The sequence below is a fragment of the Streptomyces finlayi genome (assembly GCF_014216315.1).
In the GTDB taxonomy this organism is placed as follows: domain Bacteria; phylum Actinomycetota; class Actinomycetes; order Streptomycetales; family Streptomycetaceae; genus Streptomyces; species Streptomyces finlayi_A.
Genome location: NZ_CP045702.1, coordinates 3225610 through 3248209 on the forward strand (window position 1 = coordinate 3225610; position 22600 = coordinate 3248209).

At 71.7% G+C, this 22600-nt stretch carries 19 protein-coding genes and 2 pseudogenes; 7 read left to right on the plus strand and 14 right to left on the minus strand.

From position 1 onward, the window contains the following. The first annotated feature begins 160 nt into the window (after positions 1–160). Positions 161–916 (plus strand): SIS domain-containing protein, encoded by a 756-nt coding sequence (locus tag F0344_RS14775; RefSeq protein WP_185299229.1) that lies wholly within the window; start codon positions 161–163, stop codon positions 914–916. Positions 917–942: 26 nt separating this feature from the next. Here F0344_RS14775 and F0344_RS14780 read toward each other — a convergent pair whose 3' ends face one another. Together F0344_RS14780 and pdxH are read right to left on the minus strand one after the other, a co-directional pair. Then, positions 943–2346 (minus strand): PAS domain-containing protein, encoded by a 1404-nt coding sequence (locus F0344_RS14780; protein ID WP_185299230.1) that lies wholly within the window; start codon positions 2344–2346, stop codon positions 943–945. Between the two features lie 397 nt (positions 2347–2743). Next, the gene (gene pdxH, locus F0344_RS14785) at positions 2744–3379 is read right to left on the minus strand and encodes a pyridoxamine 5'-phosphate oxidase (protein ID WP_185302695.1); all 636 of its coding nucleotides are present in this window, start codon (positions 3377–3379) and stop codon (positions 2744–2746) included. Between the two features lie 303 nt (positions 3380–3682). On the opposite strand from pdxH, the gene F0344_RS14790 reads away from it, so the two are divergent. Beyond that, positions 3683–4792 (plus strand): citrate synthase 2, encoded by a 1110-nt coding sequence (locus F0344_RS14790; RefSeq protein WP_185299231.1) that lies wholly within the window; start codon positions 3683–3685, stop codon positions 4790–4792. 1 nt (position 4793) lies between these two features. On the opposite strand, the gene F0344_RS14795 is transcribed toward F0344_RS14790, so the two are convergent. The 8 genes from F0344_RS14795 to F0344_RS14830 form a co-directional block, all read right to left on the minus strand. Further along, complete coding sequence (locus F0344_RS14795; protein ID WP_185299232.1) at positions 4794–5381, minus strand: TetR/AcrR family transcriptional regulator; 588 nt, start codon at positions 5379–5381, stop codon at positions 4794–4796. Continuing rightward, positions 5369–6103 carry an enoyl-CoA hydratase family protein gene (locus F0344_RS14800; RefSeq protein WP_185299233.1) on the minus strand — a complete coding sequence of 245 codons (735 nt, stop codon included), beginning with the start codon at positions 6101–6103 and terminating at the stop codon, positions 5369–5371. Before F0344_RS14800 ends, F0344_RS14795 begins: the two co-directional genes overlap by 13 nt. Then, positions 6100–7701: a 4-coumarate--CoA ligase family protein gene (locus tag F0344_RS14805; protein WP_185299234.1), complete on the minus strand. Its 1602-nt coding sequence runs from the start codon at positions 7699–7701 to the stop codon at positions 6100–6102. Before F0344_RS14805 ends, F0344_RS14800 begins: the two co-directional genes overlap by 4 nt. Before the next feature lie 139 nt (positions 7702–7840). Further along, positions 7841–9001, minus strand: a complete 1161-nt coding sequence (locus F0344_RS14810; RefSeq protein WP_185299235.1) for an acyl-CoA dehydrogenase family protein — start codon at positions 8999–9001, stop codon at positions 7841–7843. Continuing rightward, positions 8998–10980, minus strand: coding sequence for an ATP-binding protein (locus F0344_RS14815; RefSeq protein WP_185302696.1), 1983 nt, complete (start codon positions 10978–10980; stop codon positions 8998–9000). Before F0344_RS14815 ends, F0344_RS14810 begins: the two co-directional genes overlap by 4 nt. Before the next feature lie 8 nt (positions 10981–10988). Next, positions 10989–12587 carry an acyl-CoA carboxylase subunit beta gene (locus F0344_RS14820; protein WP_185299236.1) on the minus strand — a complete coding sequence of 533 codons (1599 nt, stop codon included), beginning with the start codon at positions 12585–12587 and terminating at the stop codon, positions 10989–10991. Beyond that, the gene (locus F0344_RS14825; RefSeq protein ID WP_185299237.1) at positions 12584–14338 is read right to left on the minus strand and encodes an acyclic terpene utilization AtuA family protein; all 1755 of its coding nucleotides are present in this window, start codon (positions 14336–14338) and stop codon (positions 12584–12586) included. The genes F0344_RS14820 and F0344_RS14825 overlap by 4 nt, the downstream gene beginning before the upstream one ends. Further along, a complete protein-coding gene (locus tag F0344_RS14830) occupies positions 14338–15138 on the minus strand; it encodes a TIGR03084 family metal-binding protein (protein WP_185299238.1) in 801 nt (266 codons plus the stop codon). Before F0344_RS14830 ends, F0344_RS14825 begins: the two co-directional genes overlap by 1 nt. A 130-nt stretch (positions 15139–15268) precedes the next feature. Between F0344_RS14830 and F0344_RS14835 the strand changes: the two genes are divergently transcribed. The 4 genes from F0344_RS14835 (at position 15269) to F0344_RS14850 (ending at position 18519) form a co-directional block, all read left to right on the plus strand. After that, positions 15269–15979, plus strand: coding sequence for an NUDIX hydrolase (locus F0344_RS14835; RefSeq protein WP_185299239.1), 711 nt, complete (start codon positions 15269–15271; stop codon positions 15977–15979). Positions 15980–16115: 136 nt separating this feature from the next. Continuing rightward, positions 16116–16358 (plus strand): ribbon-helix-helix domain-containing protein, encoded by a 243-nt coding sequence (locus tag F0344_RS14840; protein ID WP_185299240.1) that lies wholly within the window; start codon positions 16116–16118, stop codon positions 16356–16358. Then, positions 16355–16789 (plus strand): type II toxin-antitoxin system VapC family toxin, encoded by a 435-nt coding sequence (locus F0344_RS14845; RefSeq protein WP_185299241.1) that lies wholly within the window; start codon positions 16355–16357, stop codon positions 16787–16789. Before F0344_RS14840 ends, F0344_RS14845 begins: the two co-directional genes overlap by 4 nt. Positions 16790–17160: 371 nt before the next feature. After that, positions 17161–18519, plus strand: a complete 1359-nt coding sequence (locus tag F0344_RS14850; protein ID WP_258050263.1) for an IS4 family transposase — start codon at positions 17161–17163, stop codon at positions 18517–18519. A 16-nt stretch (positions 18520–18535) separates the two neighbouring features. On the opposite strand, the gene F0344_RS14855 is transcribed toward F0344_RS14850, so the two are convergent. Further along, positions 18536–18691, minus strand: coding sequence for a hypothetical protein (locus F0344_RS14855; protein ID WP_185299243.1), 156 nt, complete (start codon positions 18689–18691; stop codon positions 18536–18538). 74 nt (positions 18692–18765) lie between these two features. Further along, complete coding sequence (locus F0344_RS14860; protein ID WP_185299244.1) at positions 18766–19725, minus strand: EamA family transporter; 960 nt, start codon at positions 19723–19725, stop codon at positions 18766–18768. Between the two features lie 152 nt (positions 19726–19877). Between F0344_RS14860 and F0344_RS35755 the strand changes: the two are divergent. After that, positions 19878–20011 (plus strand): annotated as a pseudogene (locus F0344_RS35755) (LysR family transcriptional regulator); the annotation flags it as partial. Positions 20012–20023: 12 nt separating this feature from the next. Here the strand turns inward: F0344_RS35755 and F0344_RS14865 are convergent. Both F0344_RS14865 and F0344_RS14870 read right to left on the minus strand, forming a co-directional pair. Continuing rightward, positions 20024–20313: pseudogene (locus F0344_RS14865) on the minus strand (FAD-binding oxidoreductase); the annotation flags it as partial. A gap of 468 nt (positions 20314–20781) precedes the next feature. Continuing rightward, positions 20782–22494 (minus strand): LCP family protein, encoded by a 1713-nt coding sequence (locus F0344_RS14870; RefSeq protein ID WP_185299245.1) that lies wholly within the window; start codon positions 22492–22494, stop codon positions 20782–20784. Between the last annotated feature and the right edge of the window lie 106 nt (positions 22495–22600).

Here is a 22600-nt window from a genome sequence, read left to right on the forward strand (position 1 = left end):
GATGGCCCTGCGCCAATTCTGACGCATACCGCCGACAACCGTGCCGCGTCGGCCCAAGGGCGTGCGCCACGGGGCCCTTCGCGGTATTGACAGGCCACTGGTCCAGACCGCAACGTGATCGGCGGCATGGACATTCCCTCCCGCTGAAAGGCCCTCCTCGATGAGCGACAGCACGTTGGCCGGTCAGTTCTTCGACGCAGCGATCGGCCTGCTGGAACGCGTACGCGACGAGGAGTCCGGGAGCATCGCCGCCGCGGGCGCCGCGATCGCCGACACGGTCGCCTCCGGCGGCCGGCTCTTCGCGTTCGGCGCCGGGCACTCCTCGCTCGCCGCGCAGGACGTCGTGTACCGGGCAGGCGGCCTGGCCCTGATGAACCTCCTCGCCGTGCCCGGCACGCTGGGCGTCGACGTCATGCCGGCGACGCTGGGCTCCGCACTGGAGCGGGTGGACGGGCTGGCCGGAGCGGTGCTCGACTCCAGCCCCGCGCGCTCGGGCGACCTCCTCGTGATCATCTCGCTCTCCGGGCGCAACGCGCTGCCGGTGGAGATGGCCCAGAACGCGCGCGCCCTCGGGCTCACGGTGGTCGGGGTCACGTCGGTGGCGTACGCGGAGGCCACGAAGTCCCGGCACGCCTCGGGCGGATTCCTGCGGGACCACTGCGACATCGTCCTCGACAGCAAGATCCCGATCGGCGACGCGGAACTGACGGCGCCGGGCGTGGAGGCACCGTTCGCGCCCGCGTCCACGGTGGTCACCAGTGCGGTCATGCAGGCGATGATGGCGGCGGCCGCCGAGGCGCTGGTGGCCCGGGGCATCGAACCGCCGCTGCTCCGGTCGGGGAACGTCGACGGCGGGCACGAGTGGAACGGGCGCGTGATGACGCAGTACGCCGACCGGATCTTCTACCGCCACTGAGCTGAGAGGGCTCGGTTTCCCGAGCCTCAGGCGTCCGAGGGACCCGGGGCGGGGAGCGAGCGGGCCAGGTCCACTGCCGCGGCGACCCTCGCGGCCACCGTTTCCGCGTACGCCGCGTCCGGGCGCTCGAAAGCGGTGCGGTGGGCCGTGCGCAGGAACGTGACCACTCCCAGCGTCCGGGCCCGGCTGCGCAGCACCACGCACAGGGCGTGGACGGAGTCGCCGGGCCACTGGCGTTCCAGCGCCCAGGACTCGGCGGCGCGTCCGGCGCTCGCCCGGACCGAGCCCTCGCGGTCCAGCGACTGGAGGGCCGGGTGCCCCGTCGCGTACCGCACCGGGGCCGAGCCGCCGGAGACCGGCAGACACGGGCCCGAGCCGTCGGCGGGCGTCGAGAGCGTACGTACCGGGAGGGCGTCGCCGTCGGCCGGCAGCAGGTCCACCACCACGTGGTCGGCGAAACCCGCGAGGGCGTAGTCCAGCGTGGAGGTCGCCGCCTCCATCGGGTCCTCGCACTCGGCCGCCGAACCCGCGGCCCTGTGCAGCTGGTTCGACCGGAACCGCAGCCGGTCCGCCTCCTGCGCGGCCCGCTTCGTCGCCGTCACATCCTGGAACAACCAGCCGGCCCCGAGCGGAACGGGCTCCTCCGCGAGCGGTGACGCCAGCCGCAGGAACCCGTTGCGCCAGCAGCGCCGCCGGTCGCCCTCCGGGGTCCGCACCGTCACCCACAGTTCGGCGGGCGCGGGCGGCGGCCCCTCGGCCAGGACGTGGTGCAGCGAACCCTCCAGGTCCTCCGCGCCCTGCACGATCAGCTCACCCAGCGGACGGCCCAGCAGCGACGTGCGGTCCCCGCCGAGCGCCCGGGCCGCGTGGGCGTTGACGACGGTCGGGCGCAGATCGACGTCAACGAGGACGACACCCCACGACGCGTCCTCGAACAGCGCCTCGCTGAGCGCGATCGCCCGCTCCAGATCGATCTGCGCGTGCACCTCGCTGAACGCGCAGTACACCCCGGCGGCGTTCCCTTCGGCGCCGCGCACCCCGGCCGACTGGGTCCGTACGAGCACCCGCCCTCCGTCCTTGCGCAGCAGGGCGAACTCGTGGACCTGACGACCGGGAGCGTCCATGGCGGACATGAGGCGGGTCTGCACATCGGCCGCGTCCGCGCTGCGCACCGCCCAGCCGGCGAATCCGCTGCGGCCCACGGCCTCCTGGGCGCTCCAGCCGAGGATGCGTTCGGCCTCACGGTTCCAGTGGGTGATGGTGCCGTCCGCGTCGAAGGCGCAGAGCGCGGCGTCCATCCCGTCGAGCAGAGCCGCGAGCAGCTCGGCCCCGGGCGTCGCCTCGGCCTCCGACGGCTCCGGGGGCTCGCTCGCCGGGTCCTCGTCGGGCCCGAGGGCGTCGGTGGTCCCGCTGCTCCTGGAAGCACTCACTCCGTACCCCCCGCAGACGTGTTCGCGTTGGCTGCACGTCTCACCATTCAACTCGAACGTGACTCAGGACACATCCCCTTCCCGGATATTCACCCCGCCCGCCGGGACCGCCCGGGTACGGCGGGAAACGGCGTACCGAAATAAATGGGTTGAGGCCTTCGCCGGGTGTTCCTAGGCTGCAAGCACACAGAAGGGAGGTGCGCCGGAAGTGATTTCTTTTCGGACTCGTGAGGTGACTGCGGGCTGACGCCCGTTCGTCGCGCTCTTTGCAGTGCGGGCCGGTCACCGGCCCAATCCCAAGCAGTCACCGACCCGCAGGCTCGCCGGTAAGTCCGGCCGGCCCCTCCGCGAGGAGGGACCGGAGCCTGCGGGTTTCTGCGTGTCCGGGGCGGGCGGGCTACGGGCAGAGGCGTTCCACGGACCAGGCCGCCTGGTTCTCCGCGGAGCGTACGTAGCGCAGGCGGTCGTGGAGTCGGTTCGCGTGGCCCTGCCAGAACTCGATCGAGTCCGGTACGACACGGAAGCCGCCCCAGTGCGGGGGCGCCGGGACCTTCTCGCCCTCCGGGTAGCGCGCCGCGAGTTCCTCGTAGCGGTGGACGAGCTCCGTGCGTGAGCCGACCACCGTGGACTGCTCGCTCGCCCAGGCGCCCAGCTGGGAGCCGTGCGGGCGGGTGCGGAAGTAGGCGACCGTCTCCTCGCGGCTCACGCGGGCCGCGCTGCCGGTGACGATGACCTGGCGGGCCATCGGGTGCCAGGGGAAGAGCAGCGAGACGTACGGGTTGGCGGCCAGTTCGCGGCCCTTGCGGGAGCCGTAGTTCGTGAAGAAGACGAAGCCCTGGTCGTCGTACTGCTTGAGCAGCACGGTGCGCGAGGACGGCCGGCCCTCGGGTGTCGCCGTGGAGACCACCATCGCGTTCGGTTCGTGGAGCACACCGCCCGCCGCGACCTGGCTGAACCAGTGGGCGAACTGGTCCATCGGGTCGGCGGCGAGGTCCTTCTCGGTGAAGTCCTCGGAGCGGTAGTGCTCGCGCATCACGGCCGGATCGGTGGTGCAATCGAGACGAGGGGTGCGAGCGGAGGAGGGTGAGGAGTCTGGGGTGGGCACGGGGCCATCCTGCCGCAGAGACCGAGTGTGCCCGGCAGGGAGGGGCCGTAACCGTCCACCGGCGAAATGGGGCCCTGTGCCGGATGTCACGCTTCCCCGCGTCGTGGTAACCCGCCAATATCGTGGGACAGGCCCGAGATCTGTGGCCTTCGCAGAGCCGGCACACAGCCGGCCTGCGCCCGACGTGCAGCCGACGTCACGAACCAGCCGCCGAACTGAGGGAGCCGCCCCATGTCCGCTTTCGTACCCGGACTCGAAGGAGTCGTCGCGTTCGAAACGGAGATCGCCGAACCCGACAAGGAGGGCGGCTCGCTCCGCTACCGGGGTGTCGACATCGAGGACCTCGTCGGCAAGGTCTCCTTCGGCAACGTCTGGGGCCTGCTGGTGGACGGGGCGTTCAACCCCGGTCTGCCGCCCGCCGAGCCGTTCCCCATCCCGGTGCACTCCGGTGACATCCGGGTCGACGTGCAGTCCGCCCTGGCGATGCTCGCCCCCGTGTGGGGCCTCAAACCGCTGCTGGACATCGACGAGCGGACCGCGCGCGACGATCTGGCGCGGGCCGCCGTGATGGCCCTGTCGTACGTCGCGCAGTCGGCCCGTGGCCAGGGGCTCGCCATGGTGCCGCAGAGCGAGATCGACAAGGCGGAGTCCGTCGTCGAACGCTTCATGATCCGCTGGCGCGGTGAGCCGGACCCCAAGCACGTCAGGGCCGTCGACGCCTACTGGACCTCGGCAGCCGAGCACGGCATGAACGCCTCCACCTTCACCGCCCGCGTCATCGCCTCCACCGGCGCGGACGTGGCGGCGGCACTGTCCGGTGCGGTGGGCGCGATGTCGGGTCCGCTGCACGGCGGCGCCCCGTCCAGGGTCCTCGGCATGATCGAGGAGATCGAGCGGACCGGTGACGCGTCGGCGTACGTGAAGCAGGCCCTGGACAAGGGCGAGCGACTGATGGGCTTCGGGCACCGGGTGTACCGGGCGGAGGACCCGAGGGCCCGCGTCCTGCGGCGCACGGCGAGGGAGCTGGCCGCGCCGCGCTTCGAGGTCGCCGAGGCGCTGGAGAAGGCCGCGCTGGAGGAGCTGCACGCGCGGCGCCCCGACCGGGTGCTGGCGACGAACGTCGAGTTCTGGGCGGCGATCGTGCTGGACTTCGCCGAGGTTCCGGCGCACATGTTCACGTCGATGTTCACCTGCGCCCGTACGGCGGGCTGGTCGGCCCACATCCTGGAGCAGAAGCGCACGGGCCGGCTGGTGCGGCCGTCCGCCACGTACATCGGTCCCGGGACGCGTGACCCGCGCGAGATCGGCGGGTACGACCAGATCGCGGACCTGGGGAACTGAATCAGTCGAGTACGCCGTCCAGCAGGGCCGCCCACTGGGTGACGACCCTGCGGCGACGTGCCGCGTCGTCGGTCAGCAGGTTGGCGAGGCCCAGGCCGCGAGCCATGTCCAGGAGGCCCTGGACCGTCTCGCGTACGCCCGGCTTCTCCTCGTCGGCACCGAGGAGCCCCACCGCGATGCGGTGCGTCTCCCGGCCGACGCGGGCCTCCAGCTCGGTGACGCGGGGACGGAGCTGTTCCTCGTTGGACGCGGCCACCCAGAGCTGGAGCGCGGCGCGGAAGAGCGGGCCCGTGTAGAGGTCGACGAGCGCGGCGACGACCTCCGCGCGGCCCTGCACCGGCAGGGTGCGCAGGGCTGCGGAGCGCTCCTCGGCGACGTACTCGACCGCCGCGGTGAACAGGTCCTCGCGGGTCGGGAAGTGGTGCTGCGCGGCGCCCCGTGACACGCCGGCGCGTTCGGCGACGACGGAGACCGTGGAGCCCGCCCAGCCGTGTTCGGCGAGGCAGGCGACCGCCGCTTCCAGGAGACGCAGCCGGGTGGCGCGGCTGCGGTCCTGCTTCGGAGTCTTCGGGGGTGTCACAACACCCATGGGGGGTCCCGTCGTTCGAGGAAGGCCGTCATCCCCTCCCGTGCCTCGGCGGAGGTGAAGAGGGCTGCCGAGCGGGCGATGAGGTCTTCGGCGTGCTGGTCGAAATTCCTCAGCACAGTAGCCGTGACCAGCTCCTTGGATGCCCGCAGCCCTTGCGGTGAGGCCCTGCGCAGTCCTTCCAGTACCGGTTCGAGGGCCTTGTCCACGTCTTCCGCGGCCAGGGTGACCAGGCCGGTACGGACGGCTTCGGTGGCGTCGAAGCGTTCGCCGGTGAGGAAGTAGCGGGCCGCGGACGCCGGGTCCATGCGGGCCAGCAGGGGCACCGAGATCACGGCGGGGGCGAGGCCGAGCCGGGACTCCGTGAGGGCGAACGAGGCGCCCGGCCCGGCCACCGAGATGTCGCAGACGCCCAGCAGCCCCAGTCCGCCGGCCCTGACGTGCCCGGTGACCCGGGCCACGACGGGTTTGGGCAGGGCGGCGATCCGCCGCATCAGCGCGACGAACGCCGCCGGGTCGGGCGGTCCCGTCAGGTCCGCTCCGGCGCAGAAGGTGGTGCCGGTGTGGGTGAGGACGACCGCCCGTACGGTGTCGTCGGCCGCACACGCGTCCAGGGCTTCGACGAGTTCACCGACGAGCCGCGCGGAGAGCGCGTTGCGGTTCGCGGGTGAGTCGAGGGTGAGGGTGGTGATGCCCTGGTCGTGCGCCGGAGCGGCGAGCGTCATGCGGAGCTCTCCTCGTCAGGGGTGGCGGTCTTCTCGCGGTCACGCAGTTCGCGCCGCAGGATCTTCCCGGAGGCCGCGCGCGGTACGGCTTCGATGAACTCGGCCTGCCGGATCTTCTTGTACGGGGAGACGCGCTCGGCGACGTACGCCATGACGTCCTGGGCCGTCAGCTCCGCACCGCCGGGACCGCGTACCAGGAACGCCTTGGGGACCTCGTTGCCGTCGGCGTCGTACACCCCGATGACCGCGGCGTCGGCGATCCGTTCGTGGCCCAGGAGAAGCGCCTCCAGTTCGGCGGGGGCGACCTGGTAGCCCTTGTACTTGATCAGTTCCTTCACCCGGTCGACGACGAACAGCCAGCCGTCCTCGTCGACGCGGCCGATGTCCCCGGTGTGCACCCAGCCGTCGGCGTCGATCATCTCGGCGGTGGCTTCGGGGCGGCCGAGGTAGCCCTTCATCACCTGCGGGCCCCGGATGAGCACTTCGCCGTCGGTGCCGGTGCCGGCGTCCTTGCCCGGGTCGTCGAGGGCGACGATCCGCATCTCGGTGTTCGGGAGCAGCTTGCCGACGGCTCCGGGCGGCGGGTTGTCCTCGGACAGCGGGACGACGTGGGTGCCGGGCGAGAGCTCGGTCATGCCGTACGCCTGGCGGACGGGCGGGAGCCCCAGGCGGGTGGAGCAGGCGGTGGCGAGGCCGGCGTCGAGCGGGGCGGCGGCGCTGACGATGTACTGCAGCGAGGACAGGTCGTACTCCCCGACCGAGGGGTGCTTGGCGAGGGCCAGGACGATCGGCGGAGCCACGTACAGCCCGCTGATGCGGTGCTTCTCGATCGCGTCGAGGAACTGGGCGAGGTCGAAGCGGGGCAGCACCACGACGGTGGCGCCGCAGCGCAGCGGGGCGTTCATCAGAGCCGTAAGGCCGTAGATATGGAAAAAGGGCAGTACGGCCAGAATGGTGTCCCCCGGGCCCATGGGTATGAACGGGCGCAGCTGTTCCAGGTTGGTGGCGATGGAGCGGTGGGTGAGCATGACGCCCTTGGGGGCGCCGGTGGTGCCCGAGGAGTACGGAAGTGCGGCGACGTCCTCGGCGGGGTCGATGTCCACCTGGGGTTCCGGGGCGGTGGAGCCGAGCATGTCCAGGACGGAGGTGTGCCCTTCGGCCTGGTCGCAGACGAAGATCTCCCGGACGCAGCCGGCGAGGGCCGCCGCCTCGCGTGCGACGTCCAGGAGCGGGGACACCGTCACGATCCAGTGCGCCCCGGAGTCCGCGAGCTGTTTGGCGAACTCCTCTGCGGTGGCGAGCGGGTGGACGGTGGTGACGGCGGCCCCGGCCCGGGTCGCCCCGTAGAAGACGGCCGGGTAGGCGATGGTGTTGGGGCTGTGCAGGGCGAGGACGTCCCCCTTGCGCAGCCCCGCCTCGGTGAGGGCCGCCGCGATGCGCCGGTGGAACGTGTCGAGCTGGGCGTACGTGACCGTGAGCCCGTTCGTCCCGTCGACCAGGGCGACGGTGTCGCCGAACGCGGCGGCCTGTCCGAGTACGGCTTCGTGGATGGGTACGTCGAGCGCCGTCACGTCCTCGTACTGGCTGCTGAACACCATGGCAGTCCCCTTCGACCGATGTTTCGACGGGCGTTTCTACGGGTGCTTCTACGAACGTCTCTCCGTGCTCCGATGGTGCCGAGTGCCAGAATCGCGTGTGCCGTGGCTCTTGGGGAGCCCCTGGACGCGACTGTCACCGTCAGTACGACTTGGGCAGTCCCAGCGACTGGTGCGAGACGAAGTTGAGGATCATCTCCCGGCTGACGGGTGCGATCCGGGCGACACGGGCCGCCGTGACGAGCGAGGCGAGGCCGTACTCGCGGGTGAGGCCGTTGCCGCCGAGGGTGTGGACGGCCTGGTCGACGGCCTTCACACAGGCTTCGGCGGCGGCGTACTTCGCCATGTTCGCGGCCTCGCCCGCGCCCATGTCGTCGCCCTCGTCGTAGAGCCGTGCGGCCTTCTGCATCATCAGCCGGGCCAGCTCCAGCTCGATGTGCGACTGGGCGAGCGGGTGGGCGATGGCCTGGTGGGCACCGATGGGGTCCTTCCACACCTGGCGGGTGCGGGCGTAGTCGACGGCGCGGGCGATCGCGTACGAGCCCATGCCCAGCGCGAAGGCGGCGGTCATGATGCGCTCCGGGTTGAGCCCGGCGAAGAGCTGGAGCAGTCCCGCGTCCTCGTCGCCGACGAGCGCGTCGGCGGGCAGCCGTACGTCGTCGAGTACGAGCTCGAACTGCTTCTCCGGCGCCTGGAGTTCCATGTCGATCTGCGAGCGCTGGAAGCCGGGGGCGTCGCGCGGCACGATGAAGAGGCAGGGCTTGAGTTTGCCGGAGCGGGCGTCCTCGGTGCGGCCGACGATGAGGGTCGCCTCGGCTATGTCGACCCCGGAGACGAAGACCTTGCGTCCGGTGAGCACCCACTCGTCTCCGTCCTTGCGGGCGGTGGTGGTGATGCGGTGGGAGTTGGACCCGGCGTCCGGTTCGGTGATGCCGAAGGCCATGGTGATGCTGCCGTCGGCGAGTCCGGGGAGCCACCGCTGCTTCTGGGCGTCGGTGCCGAAGCGGGCGATGACGGTGCCGCAGATGGCCGGGGAGACGATCAGCATCAGCAGCGGTGAGCCCGCCGCGCCCAGCTCTTCGAGCACGATGGAGAGTTCGGCCATGCCGCCGCCCCCGCCTCCGTACGCCTCGGGGAGATTCACCCCGAGGTAGCCGAGCTTGGCGGCCTCGGCCCACAGTTCGCGGGGGTGTTCCCCGGCGCGGATGAGGGTGGTCATGTAGTCGCGGCCGTAACGCTTGCCGAGGGCGGCCACTGCGGCGCGCAGGGCCTGGTGCTCTTCGGTTTCGAGGGCGGTGCTCATGCGTTCTCCTCCGGTGCTTCGGGTGCGGTGACGACGGCGAGCAGGGTGCCGACCTCGACCTGGTGGCCGGGGGCGGCGTGGAGTGCGGTGAGGACGCCGGAGGCGGGAGCGAGGATGCGGTGCTCCATCTTCATGGCCTCCAGCCAGATCAGCGGCTGCCCTGCCTCGACGGCGGAGCCGGGCGCGAGTCCGTCGGCGACGCGGACGACCGTGCCGGGCATGGGAGCGAGCAGCGAGCCGGGTTCGGTGCGCTCGGTGGGGTCGGTGAAGCGGGGCAGGGCGGTGAGCGTGTGGGAGCCGGTGGCGGTGTCGACGTACACCCGGTCCTGGTGGGTGGTGATGGTGAAGTGCCGGGTGACACCGCCGGTTTCGAGGGTGACGTGGGTGGGATGCGTGGCCAGGACGCGTACGCCGGCCCCCGCGTGGGCGCCCTCGCCGACCGGGACGGGGCCGGTGCGGGTGGTGCGGTAGGCGGCTTCCGTCTCAGTGCCGTCGGGTTCGCTGCGGTAGCGCTTGGTCTGCGGCTGCGAGGGGAGGTTGCGCCAGGCGCCGAAGCGGGCGGAGCCGCCGGCGGCCACGGAGCTGCGGGCCGCCGCGTCCGCGAGGGCTGCGGCGAGGGCGGCGAGCGCCAGGTCCCCGGAGCCCCGGCCCTCGGAGCGCGCGGTGAGGGCGTCGAGATGGCGGTCGTAGAAGCCGGTGTCCAGGCGGGCGGCGGTGAAGTCCGGGTGACGCAGGGAGCGTACGAGCAGCTCGCGGTTGGTGGCGGGCCCGTGGACGCGGGCGCGCTCCAGGGCGCGGGCCAGGTGGCGTACGGCTTCGGTGCGGGTGGGGGCGTGGGCGATGACCTTGGCCAGCATCGGGTCGTAGTGCACGCCGATCGTGTCGCCGCCGGTGTATCCGGTGTCGAGGCGCAGCCCGGGCTCTTCGGGCACGTCGAGTGTGAGCAGTGCTCCGGTCTGTGGCTGCCAGTCACGGGCCGGGTCCTCGGCGTAGAGCCGGGCCTCGACCGCGTGCCCGTACGGCTGCGGCGGCCCTCCGGCCGGCAGCGGTTCGCCCTCGGCGATCCTCAGCTGCAACGCGACCAGGTCGAGCCCGAAGACGGCCTCCGTCACCGGGTGCTCGACCTGGAGCCGGGTGTTCATCTCCAGGAAGTAGGGGCGGCCCTCCGCCGATACGAGGAACTCGACCGTCCCCGCCCCGAGGTATCCGACAGCCCGCGCGGCGGCGACGGCGGCCTCGTGCAGCCTGGCCCTGAGCGCGTCGTCGAGTCCGGGCGCGGGGGCCTCCTCGATGACCTTCTGGTGGCGGCGCTGGAGCGAGCAGTCCCGGGTGCCGAGCGCCCACACGGCACCGTGCCCGTCGGCCATGACCTGGACCTCGACGTGCCGGCCGCGCTCGACGTACGGCTCGGCGAAGACCTCGCCGTCCCCGAACGCGGCGGTCGCCTCCGCCGAAGCGGCCGTCAACTCAGCTGCCAGCGCCGCCAGTTCCCGTACGATCCGCATCCCGCGTCCGCCGCCGCCCGAGGCGGCCTTGAGCAGCAGCGGCAGGTCGGCGGCGGTGGCGGCCGCCGTGTCCACCGGAGCCAGGAGCGGCACACCGGCCGCCGCCATCAGCTCCTTGGCGCGCGTCTTGGATGCCATCAGCTCGATGGCCTTGACCGGCGGCCCCACCCAGAGGAGTCCGGCGTCCTGCACCGCGGCGGCGAATCCGGCGTTCTCGGAGAGGAAGCCGTACCCGGGGTGCACGGCGTCCGCGCCCGCCGCCAGCGCGGCGGCCACGACGAGATCGCCGCGCAGGTACGTATCGGACGGGGCGGCCCCCGGCAGGCGTACGGCGGTGTCCGCCTCCCGTACGTGCAGGGCCTCGGCGTCCGCGTCCGAGTACACGGCGACGGTGGAGATGCCCAGCTCACGGCAGGTGCGGAAGATCCGGCAGGCGATCTCGCCCCGGTTGGCGACAAGGAGGGTGGTGATCACGTTCGTCCTCACATCCGGAAGATGCCGAAGCCGCCGCGGGCGCCCTCGACCGGTGCGGTGTGGATCGCGGACAGGCACATCCCGAGGACGGTCCTGGTGTCGCGCGGGTCGATGACCCCGTCGTCGTACAGCCGCCCGGACAGGAACACCGGCAGGGACTCCGACTCGATCTGCTGCTCCACCATGGCGCGCAGCCCGGCGTCGGCCTCGTCGTCGTACGGCAGCCCCTTGGCGGCGGACGAGGCGCGGGCGACGATGGAGAGCACGCCCGCGAGCTGCTGGGGTCCCATGACGGCGGACTTGCTGCTCGGCCAGGCGAACAGGAAGCGCGGGTCGTAGGCCCGCCCGCACATCCCGTAGTGCCCGGCGCCGTACGACGAGCCCATGAGCACCGACAGGTGCGGGACCCTGGAGTTCGACACCGCGTTGATCATCATCGCGCCGTGCTTGATGATGCCGCCCTGCTCGTACTCCTTGCCGACCATGTAGCCGGTGGTGTTGTGCAGGAAGAGGAGCGGGATGTCGCGCTGGTTGGCGAGCTGGATGAACTGGGCGGCCTTCTGCGACTCCTCGCTGAACAGCACGCCCTGCGCGTTGGCGAGGATGCCGACGGGGTAGCCGTGCAGGCGCGCCCAGCCGGTCACCAGACTGCTTCCGTACAGCGGCTTGAACGCGTCGAAGTCGGAGCCGTCGACCAGCCGGGCGATGACCTCACGCGGATCGAAGGGGACCTTCAGGTCCCCGGGCACGATCCCGATCAGCTCGTCCTCGTCGTACTTCGGCGGCTCGGCGGGACCCGGGTCGGTGTGCGCCTTGCGCCAGTTGAGCCGGGCGACGATACGGCGGGCCTGGCGGATCGCGTCCTGCTCGTCGACGGCGTAGTGGTCGGCGAGACCCGACGTACGGGCGTGCATCTCCGCGCCGCCGAGCGACTCGTCGTCGCTCTCCTCGCCGGTCGCCATCTTCACCAGCGGTGGACCGCCGAGGAAGACCTTCGACCGTTCCTTGATCATCACGGCGTGGTCGGACATACCGGGGACGTACGCCCCACCGGCGGTCGAGTTCCCGAAGACGACGGCGACCGTCGGGATACCGGCGGCGGACAGCCGGGTGATGTCCCGGAAGAGCGCCCCGCCGGGGATGAAGATCTCCTTCTGCGAGGGGAGGTCCGCGCCGCCGGACTCGACGAGGCTGACGCAGGGCAGCCGGTTGGCGAACGCGATCTCGTTGGCGCGCAGGGCCTTCCTCAGCGTCCACGGGTTGGATGCTCCGCCGCGCACGGTCGGATCGTTGGCGGTGATCAGGCACTCGACGCCCTCCACCACCCCGATCCCCGTGACGAGCGAGGCACCCACCGCGTACTCGCTGCCCCAGGCGGCGAGCGGCGACAGCTCCAGGAACGGGGTGTCCGGGTCCACCAGCAGCTCGATCCGCTCCCGGGCGAGGAGCTTGCCGCGCTTCCTGTGCCGGGCCACGTACTTCTCGCCGCCGCCCGCGAGGGCCTTGGCGTGCTCGGTGTCGAGCTCGGCGAGCTTCGCGAGCATGGCCTCGCGGTTCGCGGCGTACTCGGGGCCCGCGGTGTCGAGCGCGGTGGGCAGGACGGTCATGCGTTCACCTCCGTGGTGTCCGGCAGGGCTGACGTGTCCAGCAGGGACACGGGGACGGGCAGGCACCGGGACCGCAGCCACTCCCCCACGGCCTTGGCCTGCGGGTCGAAGCGGGCCTGCGCGGCGACGCCTTCGCCGAGCAGCCCGTGGACGACGAAGTTCAGGGCACGCAGCCGCGGCAGGACATGGCGTACGACGGTGAGCGGCCCGGTCTCGGGCAGCAGCTCCTTGAAGCGTTCGACGGTCAGCTCGTGGGCCAGCCAGCGCCAGGCCTCGTCGTCGCGCACCCACACCCCCACGTTGGCGTCGCCGCCCTTGTCGCCGCTGCGCGCACCGGCGATCCGGCCGAGCGGGACCCGCCGGGTCGCCTGCACGGGGAGCGCGGGCGGCAACGCGGGCTCCGCGAGTGCGGCGAGCACCCGCGTCTCGGCGGGCTCGGCCACCCGCACCCGTCCCCCGTCGGGCAGGACGGCCACCTGTTCCACCTCGGCGGCGGGCACGAAGTCCGCCTCGAACACCCCGTACGGCGCCCCCTTTCCGGGCGGGGCGGTGACATGGAAACCGGGATAGGAACCCAGCGCCAGCTCGACGGCCGCGCCCGATACGGCCCGGCCGACCGCCTCGGCGTCCTGGTCGCGGACGACGAGCCGCAGGAGGGCGCCGGCCGTCTCCTCGCTGTCCGCGTCGGCGTGGTCGGTACGCGCCAGTTCCCAACGCACCTCGGCGGGCCGGCTGCCGTGCCGGGCGAACGCGTCGTCGAACTGGTCCCGTACGAGCTGCGCCTTGGCCTCGATGTCGAGGCCGGTGAGGACGAAGACGACCTCGTTGCGCCAGCCGCCGAGCCGGACGAGCCCGGCCTTGAGGGTGGGCGGCGGGGCTTCGCCCCGCACCCCGGAGATCCTGACCCGGTCCGGTCCGTCCTGCGACAGCCGTACGGTGTCGAGCCGGGCGGTGACGTCCGGACCCGCGTACCGGGCTCCGCCGGTCTCGTACAACAGCTGGGCGGTGACCGTGCCGACGTCGACGACGCCCCCCGTTCCGTCGTGCTTGGTGATGACGGACGACCCGTCGGCGTGGATCTCGGCGAGCGGGAAGCCGGGCCTGCGGATGTCGTGGTCGCCGAAGAACGCGTAGTTGCCGCCGGTGGCCTGGGTCCCGCACTCCAGTACGTGACCGGCGACGACGGCCCCGGCGAGCGCGTCGTGGTCGTCGGGGCCCCAGCCGAAGTGGGCGGCGGCGGGTCCGGAGACGAGGGCGGCGTCGGTGACCCGCCCGGTGACGACGATGTCGGCCCCGGCCCGCAGACAGGCCGCGATCCCGGCGCCGCCCAGGTAGGCGTTCGCGGCGAGGAACCCTTCCGGTACGGGGAGGCTGTCGCCCTCGACATGGGCGACGCGCACCGGCACACCCACCTTCTCCGCCAGCTCCCGCACGGCGTCCGCCAGTCCGGCCGGGTTGAGCCCCCCGGCATTGGCGACGATCTTCACTCCCCGCTCGTGCGCGAGCCCGAGCCCGTCCTCCAGCTGCCGCAGGAAGGTGGTGGCGTACCCGCGCCCAGGGTCCTTGAAGCGGCTGCGGGCCAGGATCAGCATGGTGAGTTCGGCGAGATAGTCGCCGGTCAGGACGTCGAGGGGGCCGCCGGTGAGCATGTCGCGCACGGCGTCGAAGCGGTCGCCGTAGAAGCCGGAGGCGTTCCCGATCCGCAGTGGTGGCACCGGCGGCACCGCCCCCTTCCCCGGCCCCGGCCCCATCAGCGGTCCCCCCGCGCCGGACGACCCGGGCCCGCCGGACCCGCGAAGGCCTGCGCGATGTCCAGCCACTGGTCGGCGTCCGCCCCCACGGCGCGGACGGCGAGGTCGTCGCGGTGCGCGCGCTGGGTGACGAGGAGACAGAAGTCGTACAGCGGCCCGGTGACCCGCTGCGGGGCGCTCTCGGGCCCGTACGCGATCACTTCGCCTCCGGGCGCCGTGAGTTCCACACGGAACTCCTCCTCGGGCGGCTTCGTCCCGCGTACGTAGTAGGCGTAGTCACGGGCCCGTACGCCGATCCGCGCCACATGCCGCAGCCGTCCGGTCGGTGTCCTGGTGGCCCCGAGCGCGTCCGCGACGTCCTGGCCGTGCGCCCAGGTCTCCATGAGCCGGGCGCTCGCCATGGAGGCCACCCCCATCGGCGGCCCGTACCAGGGGAACCTGCTCCCGGGGGCCGCCGCCCGCAACGCCTCCTGGAGCCGTCCCCGCCCGTCGCGCCACCGCGCGAGCAGCGCTCCGGGCTCCAGCGTGCCCACCAGCTCCTCGGCGGCCCGGTCGACGAAGGAGCCGGGGTCGGCCATCGCCGTCGCGACCTCGTCCGCGAAGGCCTCCGCGTCGGTGACGGAGAGCAGCGCGACCTCGTCGGTCCAGGCGAGGTGCGCGATCTGATGAGCAACGGTCCACCGCTCGGCAGGCGTGGGCCGGACCCACTCCTCGCTGCTCGACACCGCGACCAGCGCGTCGAGTTCCTCACTCTCCTCGCGCAGGTCGTCGAGCACGGAAACGGCTGCGGCATCGGACACGGTGCACTCCCTCGGGGCGTGGCGGTGTGCCGAGGAGCATGGCAGCGCCCCGATAAACAAGCAAGCGTGCTTGCATTGTTTTTGCCCGTACTTCGCCCACGGGGCACGCCCGGTGCGGAACAATCCCGGGATGACAGACCAACAGCAGACACTGGACGTGCTCTTCGACGGCGACAGGCTGGTCCTCGAGGAACACCGGGACGGGACGGGCCCCTTCTACCGGTTCCCCCGTACGGGAGCCACGCACTCCCCGGCGTCACGCACCGCCTTCACCTGGGCCGACGCCCTGCACGCCCGCATCCATCCGATCGGTACGGCGGAGCAGGTGCTGCGCGCCTGGTCCAGAGGCCGGCCGCCCCGGGGCACGGCACCCCATCACGACCCGACGACCGTCCCGCCCCGGCGGGTCAGGGCGGGCTGCGTCGTCATCCGGGACGACCACATGCTGCTGATCCGGTACGAGACCGGAGGCACACATTTCGAGATCCCGGGCGGCGGGGTCGAGGAGGGCGAGACCGTCGAGGCGGCGGCGGTGCGCGAACTGATGGAGGAGACCGCCCTGCACGGCACACCGGTACGCGAAGTGGCCCGGACCTGGCGGGAGCGCGGCCTGGGCCACTACTTCCTGATGGCCGCCGAAGGCGAGGTCGGCCCCGCCGAGACCCTGGACAACCACGGCGGCCACCCCGAGTGGGTCCCCGTGAAGGACCTCCCCAGAACCCCGCTGTGGCCCCGCCGGCTCTCCTGGCGGATCACCCACTGGCACAACGAGGGCTGGCCCGCCCATCCGGCTGAACTGGCCGACTCGATCCACGAGCTGGACCGCCCGTGCCGGTGGTGACGGGCGGTCCGTCGGCTTCGAGCGCCTCAGGACTCGATGATGCCGTTGAGGAACATGGCGGTTCCGACGAAGGAGGCCCCTGCGGAAGGGGCAGCATCGCCGATGCCCTACGTAGGGCAGGTGGTATTTTGGAGGGGTGATAAAGACGACGGTGTACCTCCCGGAAGACCTGGAAGTACGACTCGACGCCCAGTCGTCGGCCACCGGGATAAGCAAGGCGGAGCTCATCAGGCGGGGCATCGCGCTGCTGCTCGATGACGCGGAGCGGCCCAAGCGGAGCCGGAAGCTTCCGGCCTTCGACAGCGGGCGCCCGCTGAGCCCCGAGGCCATGGACGACGCGTTCTACGAACACATCAAGGACCGAGCCGCACGCCGTTGATCATCGTCGCTGACACCTCCGCGCTCTACGCCGCCTTCGACGCGGCACAGCAGGAGCACTCCGAGGCCGCCGAGATCATGGAGAACGAGACTCTCGCGCTCTCGCCCCTGGTCATCACCGAGCTCGACCACCTGGTGCACCGAAATCTCGGCTTCCCCGCGGCCATGCAGGTCATGGAGGCGCTGAACTCCCGCATGACGGACGGCCAGTACCGGCTCGCCGAGCTGCGACCCGCCGATCTCGGCGCGGCTCACGACGTGCGCCGGAAGTATGAGGGGCTGCGGCTGGATCTCGCGGACGCGGTGGGTGTGGTGCTCGCGGACCGGTACAGGACCGACCGCATCTTCACGCTCGACCAGCGGGACTTCCGCGCGATCACCCCCCTGACACCGGGCCTCACCGCGTTCCGCATCCTGCCCGTCGACGCCTGAATCCTGCCCGTCGACGCCTGAACCGGGGCTGCGGCTAGGTCCTGTCTGGAGTTCCAGCGCGGGAGAAGGAGCGGCGTCCGGTGCCGTCGAATCCAAGGCGGAGGAGGGAGCGATGGCGGAGCCCTCGCGACTGACGACAACGCCGGAGGCGGCGGTGCCGGACGCCGCGACGCCGCGGGGGAACTCCAGACAGGACCTAGTCCCAATGCCGTTCGGTTAGGTGTTCGGTCAGCGGTGCAAACTCTCGGCGTTTCGGCTGGTGATACGGGTGCAGCCCCTGTAGTGGTTCTCGGGTCCGCCAAGACTCGTGTTCCTCCACAAGGGCTGCAGTGTCTGATTCTGTCATTACGCATGCCCCCGGTGTCTTTGCCGTGGGGCACTTGGGCGAGTTGACCCAGGTTGTCCCGTTCGATCTCGTCGACGAGGCACTCGCATCCGCAGGTGGTCTGCAGCAGCGGGTTCGACGGCTGCCGTCGCGGGTGGTGGTCTACCTCCTGCTCGCAGGCGCACTGTTCACCGGGCTCGGCTGGACCGGGATCTGGTCCCGGCTGACCGCCTCACTGCCCGCGCCGCTGCCCGTGCCAGCGGGTTCATCGATCACGGCCGCGATGCGACGGGTCGGCCCCAAACCATTGAAAGCACTGTTCGACCTGGTCAAAGGCCCCGCAGCGGTGACCGCGACACAGACGACACGGTTCGCGGGCAGGCTGGTCGTCGCGATCGACGGAACCCAGCTCGCCCTGCCGGACACACCCGCGAACCTCGCGGTGTTCCCCAAGGCGAAGGCAGGACAGAACGGGCCGGCCGGATACCCGATGCTGCGCCTGGTCACGCTGGTGGCCTGCGGGACCCGAACCCTCATGGACGCCGTCTTCGGCACCGACGCGACCGGCGAGCTGACCTACGCCCGAGACCTGATCACCACCGCGGGCACGACCGGAGCACTACGGCCCGGGACGCTGCTTCTGGGTGACCGGAACTTCTCAGCCACCGCCTTCGTGCGCACGGTCGCGTCCACGGGCGCGGACTTCCTCATCCGCGCCAAGACCCACAGCACCGCGCTCAAGCTGCCGATCCTGCGTCGTCTGCCCGACGGAACGTTCCTGTCCCGCATAGGCGAAGTCACCGTCCGCGTCATCGACGCCACCATCACCCTCGCCCCCACCGACGGCGCCGACAAGCGTCCCGCCACCCACAGCACCTACCGGCTCGTCACCAGTCTGCTCGACCCCGACGAGGCACCCGCCACCGCTCTGGTCAGGCTCTACCGCGAACGCTGGGAGATCGAGACCAGCTACTGCGAGCTGAAATCGACCATCCTCGGCGGCAGAGTCCTGCGCGGCCGCTACCCGGCAGCCGTCACCCAGGAAACCTGGGCGCTTCTGGTCGCCTACCAGGCACTACGCACCGCGATGAGCGACGCCGTCCTGCACCGGCCCAACATCGACCCCGACCGCACCGCATTCACCATCGCGCTGAACACGGCACGTGACCAGATCATCCGTGCCGCCGGCATCATCCCCCACACCAGGATCGACCTCGTCGGCCGGATCGGCACCGCCATACTCAACGGCCTCCTACCCGCCCGCCGAGACCGGTCCCGGCCCCGCGTGAAGAAACGAGCGATCAGCTCCAAGTACCGCGCCGTCGGCCGCAACATCGACCACCGCACCCACAGGACCACCGTCCACATCGAGATCAACGCATTGCCAAGCCCACCGGACGGCTAACCGAACGGCATTGCCCCTAGTCCGCCTCGCGTTCACCCTCCGCCTGAGAGGGTTCCGTCCGTGGAACGTCCTTGTGCGTCTCGGGGCGGTTGCGTTCGGTGGGGTCGTCGCGTTCGCCCTCGGCCTGCGACGGGGTGTGGGCATAAGGCCCGTCGGGGTCGGTTGATCCCATAGCCGGCCTCCTTCGTCTCCTCCCCATCGTGCCTCCCGCAGGCCGTCACGTCGCGGCGACGGCGCGAGGACCGCTCAGCCGTCCGCCTTGCCGCGCCCGGTGCCCACCTGGCTGCGTATCGCGCCCATGCTCGCGCCGATGACCAGGGCGATGGCCAGGGCGTCCGTGGTCGACAGGGCCTGGTCGAGGATGAGGAAGCCGGCGGCGGCCGCGATGGCCGGTTCCAGGCTCATCAGGACCGCGAAGGTGGAGGCGGGGAGGCGGCGCAGGGCGATGAGTTCGAGGGTGTACGGCAGGACCGAGCTGAGCAGGGCCACCGCGACGCCCATCGCGATCGTGGACGGGACGAGGAGTGCGGAGCCGGCGTCCACGATGCCCAGGGGCAGGGAGAGGAGCGCGGCCACGGCCATCGCCAGGGCCAGGCCGTCGGCCTGCGGGAAACGGCGTCCGGTGCGGGCACTGAAGACGATGTAGAGCGCCCACAGGGCGCCCGCCCCGAGGGCGTACGCCGCTCCGGCCGGGTCCAGGCCGCCGAAGCCCCCGCCGCCGAGCAGGAAGACACCGGCGACCGCGAGGGCCGCCCAGACGAGGTTGACCAGGCGGCGCGAGACGATCACCGAGAGGGCGAGCGGGCCCAGGACCTCCAGGGTGACCGCGACGCCCAGCGGAATCCGTTCGATCGACTGGTAGAAGAGGATGTTCATGCCGCCCATGGCGCTACCGAACGCGAGGACCGTGCCCCAGTCGGCCCGCGAGTGGCCGCGCAGCTTGGGGCGGCACACGAGCAGCAGGACGACCGCCGCGGCGACGAGCCGGAGGGTGACGACGCCCAGGGCGCCCGCCCTCGGCATCAGCAGGGCCGCGACCGCCGCGCCGAACTGGACCGAGAGGCCGCCGGCGACCACCAGTGCGACCGGGCCGAGCGCCAGGCCCCGGCCGCCGGAGCCGCGCTCCCCGGGCCCGGGGAGCGCGGACACCGCCTCGGGCACGGCGACTGCTGCGGCCGGTTCTGCGGCACTGCGCGGGACGTCCACGGGGGTCCGGCCTTCCGGGAGAGGGGCAGTGCATTTCAATGCACTGATCGATACAAGATACTGCACTTATCGCATACGGCTCATCCCTTTACCGTAGAGATGCGGGCGGTTCGCGTGAAATGCCGCCTGCGCTCCGGTTGCGCTCCGCACGCATGAACCCGGGACCCACCGTCGGCCGCACGATCGAACTCCGGCACCTGCGCGCCTTCCTCGCCGTCGCCGACGAGAGCAACGTCACCCCACCCGCGCCGCCGCCCGCCTCCACCTCACCCAGCCCGCCGTCTCCGCCGTAGCGGATGACGGACAGGTCGTGCACGTTGTCGGCGGTGGTGCCCCAGGCGACGGAGTGCGCGCCCGGACGACGGCGGTGCGGGCGTGGGGGTCCAGGTCCAGGACCTCCCGCAGGTGGCGGGTGAAATCGAGCACGACGCCGGTGCCGGTGGCCTGGCCCGCGATGGAGGTCCCGCCACCGCGCGGCACGACCGGGACGCCGTGTTCACGGCAGACGGCGAGTGCGGCGGCGACGTCGTCGGCGTCCCGTGGGGCGACGGTGCCGAGGGGGACGCGGCGGTAGTCGGAGGCGTCCATGGTGGTGAGCGCGCGGGCGGACGCGCCGAAGTCCACCTCTCCTCGGAGGGCGGCGCGCCGGACGGGCTGTGTCGGGGTGCGGCGGACTTGTGGTTGCCCCGTTGGGGTGGCCCAGCCGGTGGGCCCGCGGGCGGCCGTGCCACCGGGGGTGGCCAATCGGCCCCGGGGACCTGTTGGTGCCCGCGCCACCGGCGTGCAGCTGACCGCGCCACGTGGGTGGGGCCGTGCAGGAGGGTCCCCGCAGGGGCGGGCGTAGGAGCCCGGTTCGCAAGCGGACCCGGGTGCCGCGCCCGCCCCGAGGTGACACTCCGGAGGGGCCCCACCCGGCCACCCACGGGTTCAGCCGGAGGCCCCGGATGCGCACTCCCGGCCCCGGACCGGCCGGTGGGTGCCTGCGGGCCGCGACCCGGGTCCGTCAGCCGGGTCCGTCAGCCGGGTCCGTCAGCCGGGCCGGGCCGCCCGGCAGGGCTACTTCGCGCAGACCGGCTTGTCGGCTTCCACTCGCTGGATGTCCTCCGGCGCCTTGGACGGCGCCGTCAGCGGCGTGCCCGCCTCCGTGAAGTCCGGGCCCAGGGTCAGCGTCATCGGGTCCGCGTCGCCCGCGTCCGTCGTCGATGGCTTCAGCGCCGCGGCCGAGAGCCCCATACTGTCCGCGAGTTGGCGCGCCTGGTCCGCCTGGTTGGGGGCGTAGACGAGCTGGGTCTTCGCGACCTTCCCGGGCGCGTTCGCCTTGTTGCTGGACTTCAGGACGCCTTCCGAGTTCTGCAGCCAGTCGATGACCTCCTGCGCGGACCCGGCCGGTGCGCCGCCGTTGTAGACGTCGACCCGTACGTCCGCCGATGCCGCGCGGGGACCCTTGAGCTTCGCCGCCGCCTGGGCCTTCTTCTGCTTCTTGACCTCGGTGAGGGAGATGTCCTCACGGATCATCGAGAAGAGCTGCGGAGCCTTCGCCTTGTCCAGGACGACGGTGGCCTTGACCTGCTCCGCGGGATTGTCGACGACCGGCACCGTCGTGAAGGTGATGTTCTTCATCTCGACGGAGCTCAACTCCATGCCGAGCTCGCGCAGTTGGTTGATGTCGTCGATCCGCTCGTCGACCGTGAGCGCCTTGGTCGCGGCCTCGGCGAGCTTCCACATCTTCGTGGGGCTGGTGAGCGTGTCGTTGGACTTGAGCTTCCGCATCAGCGAACCGAGGAACTGCTGCTGGATCTCGATGCGGCTCAGGTCGCCGCCGAAGCCGACGGAGTGACGCGTGCGCAGGAAGGCCAGCGCCTCCTCGCCCTGGAGCGTGTGGTCGCCCTTGGGGAGTTTGAGGTGCGAGTCGGGGTCGTCGATGTCCTTGGCCAGACAGACGTCGACGCCGTCGACCGCGGCGGTCAGCGTCTTCACCGCGTTGAAGTCCGCGACCATGAAGTGGTCGGCCTTGATGCCCGTCAGCGCGGTGATGGTGCGCATGGTGCAGCTGGGCGTGCGGTCGTACTGCCCGAGGCTCTCGTTGAACCGCTTGCCCGGCGTTCCGGGGATGACCTTCTTCGAGCCGTCGCTCTGGGTGGTCGGGCAGTCCGGGATGTCGGCGATCAGGTCGCGGGGGATGCTGAGCGCGGTCGCGTTCGTGCGGTCCTTGGAGACGTGCAGCAGGATCGTGGTGTCCGCGTGACCGGCACTGCCCGCGTCGCCGTAACCCTCGTTGCCCGCGCCGGTGCGCTTGTCCGTGCCGATCACCAGGACGTTGATCGCCCGGTCCTTGCTGAAGCCGCCGGTGCCCGCGCCGTCGTCGGAGACGGCGGTGATGTTGCCGTTGAAGTGCTGGTAGACGAGGTAGCCGCCGGTACCGACCGCCACCAGCAGGAACGCCATGACCCCGCCGGTCCAGACCAGCGCCTTCTTCTTCTTGGCCTTCTGCTTTGGCCTGCGGCGCCCGGTCTGCTGTTCGGGCTGCCGGGAGGGCCGGCCACGGGACTGCCGGGACGACTTCGGGTCAGGGCGTCCGCGCTGGCCGGGCACCGTGACCCGTTCGCCGCCGCCGGACCGCCGGCGTGCGGAGCGGCCGGGCGCGGAAGGAGCGGGCGGTCGCTCTGCGGACGGGGCCAGTCGCAGTTCGTAATCGCCGGTGTCCGGGTTGAGCACCCACTGGTCAGCGGGGTCGACTGCCTCGCCCCGACCACGGCCTTGCGCGTCCACGGTTCCCTGCTTCCTCGATCGGGTCGCTCAGCCTATCCGCCCGGCCTCCCCACCTGTCCGGGGCCGGGATGAAGATCCTCACATCTCACCGCCCACGGACCCGGCG

What these genes read in the sequence shown, in the direction of transcription:
- F0344_RS14775 (WP_185299229.1), top strand. Translation starts at nt 161, where the DNA reads ATGAGCGACAGCACGTTGGCCGGTCAGTTCTTCGACGCAGCGATCGGC.
- pdxH (WP_185302695.1), bottom strand. Translation starts at nt 3,379, where the DNA reads ATGCGCGAGCACTACCGCTCCGAGGACTTCACCGAGAAGGACCTCGCC.
- F0344_RS14790 (WP_185299231.1), top strand. Translation starts at nt 3,683, where the DNA reads ATGTCCGCTTTCGTACCCGGACTCGAAGGAGTCGTCGCGTTCGAAACG.
- F0344_RS14795 (WP_185299232.1), bottom strand. Translation starts at nt 5,381, where the DNA reads ATGGGTGTTGTGACACCCCCGAAGACTCCGAAGCAGGACCGCAGCCGC.
- F0344_RS14800 (WP_185299233.1), bottom strand. Translation starts at nt 6,103, where the DNA reads ATGACGCTCGCCGCTCCGGCGCACGACCAGGGCATCACCACCCTCACC.
- F0344_RS14805 (WP_185299234.1), bottom strand. Translation starts at nt 7,701, where the DNA reads ATGGTGTTCAGCAGCCAGTACGAGGACGTGACGGCGCTCGACGTACCC.
- F0344_RS14810 (WP_185299235.1), bottom strand. Translation starts at nt 9,001, where the DNA reads ATGAGCACCGCCCTCGAAACCGAAGAGCACCAGGCCCTGCGCGCCGCA.
- F0344_RS14820 (WP_185299236.1), bottom strand. Translation starts at nt 12,587, where the DNA reads ATGACCGTCCTGCCCACCGCGCTCGACACCGCGGGCCCCGAGTACGCC.
- F0344_RS14825 (WP_185299237.1), bottom strand. Translation starts at nt 14,338, where the DNA reads ATGGGGCCGGGGCCGGGGAAGGGGGCGGTGCCGCCGGTGCCACCACTG.
- F0344_RS14835 (WP_185299239.1), top strand. Translation starts at nt 15,269, where the DNA reads ATGACAGACCAACAGCAGACACTGGACGTGCTCTTCGACGGCGACAGG.
- F0344_RS14855 (WP_185299243.1), bottom strand. Translation starts at nt 18,691, where the DNA reads ATGGGATCAACCGACCCCGACGGGCCTTATGCCCACACCCCGTCGCAG.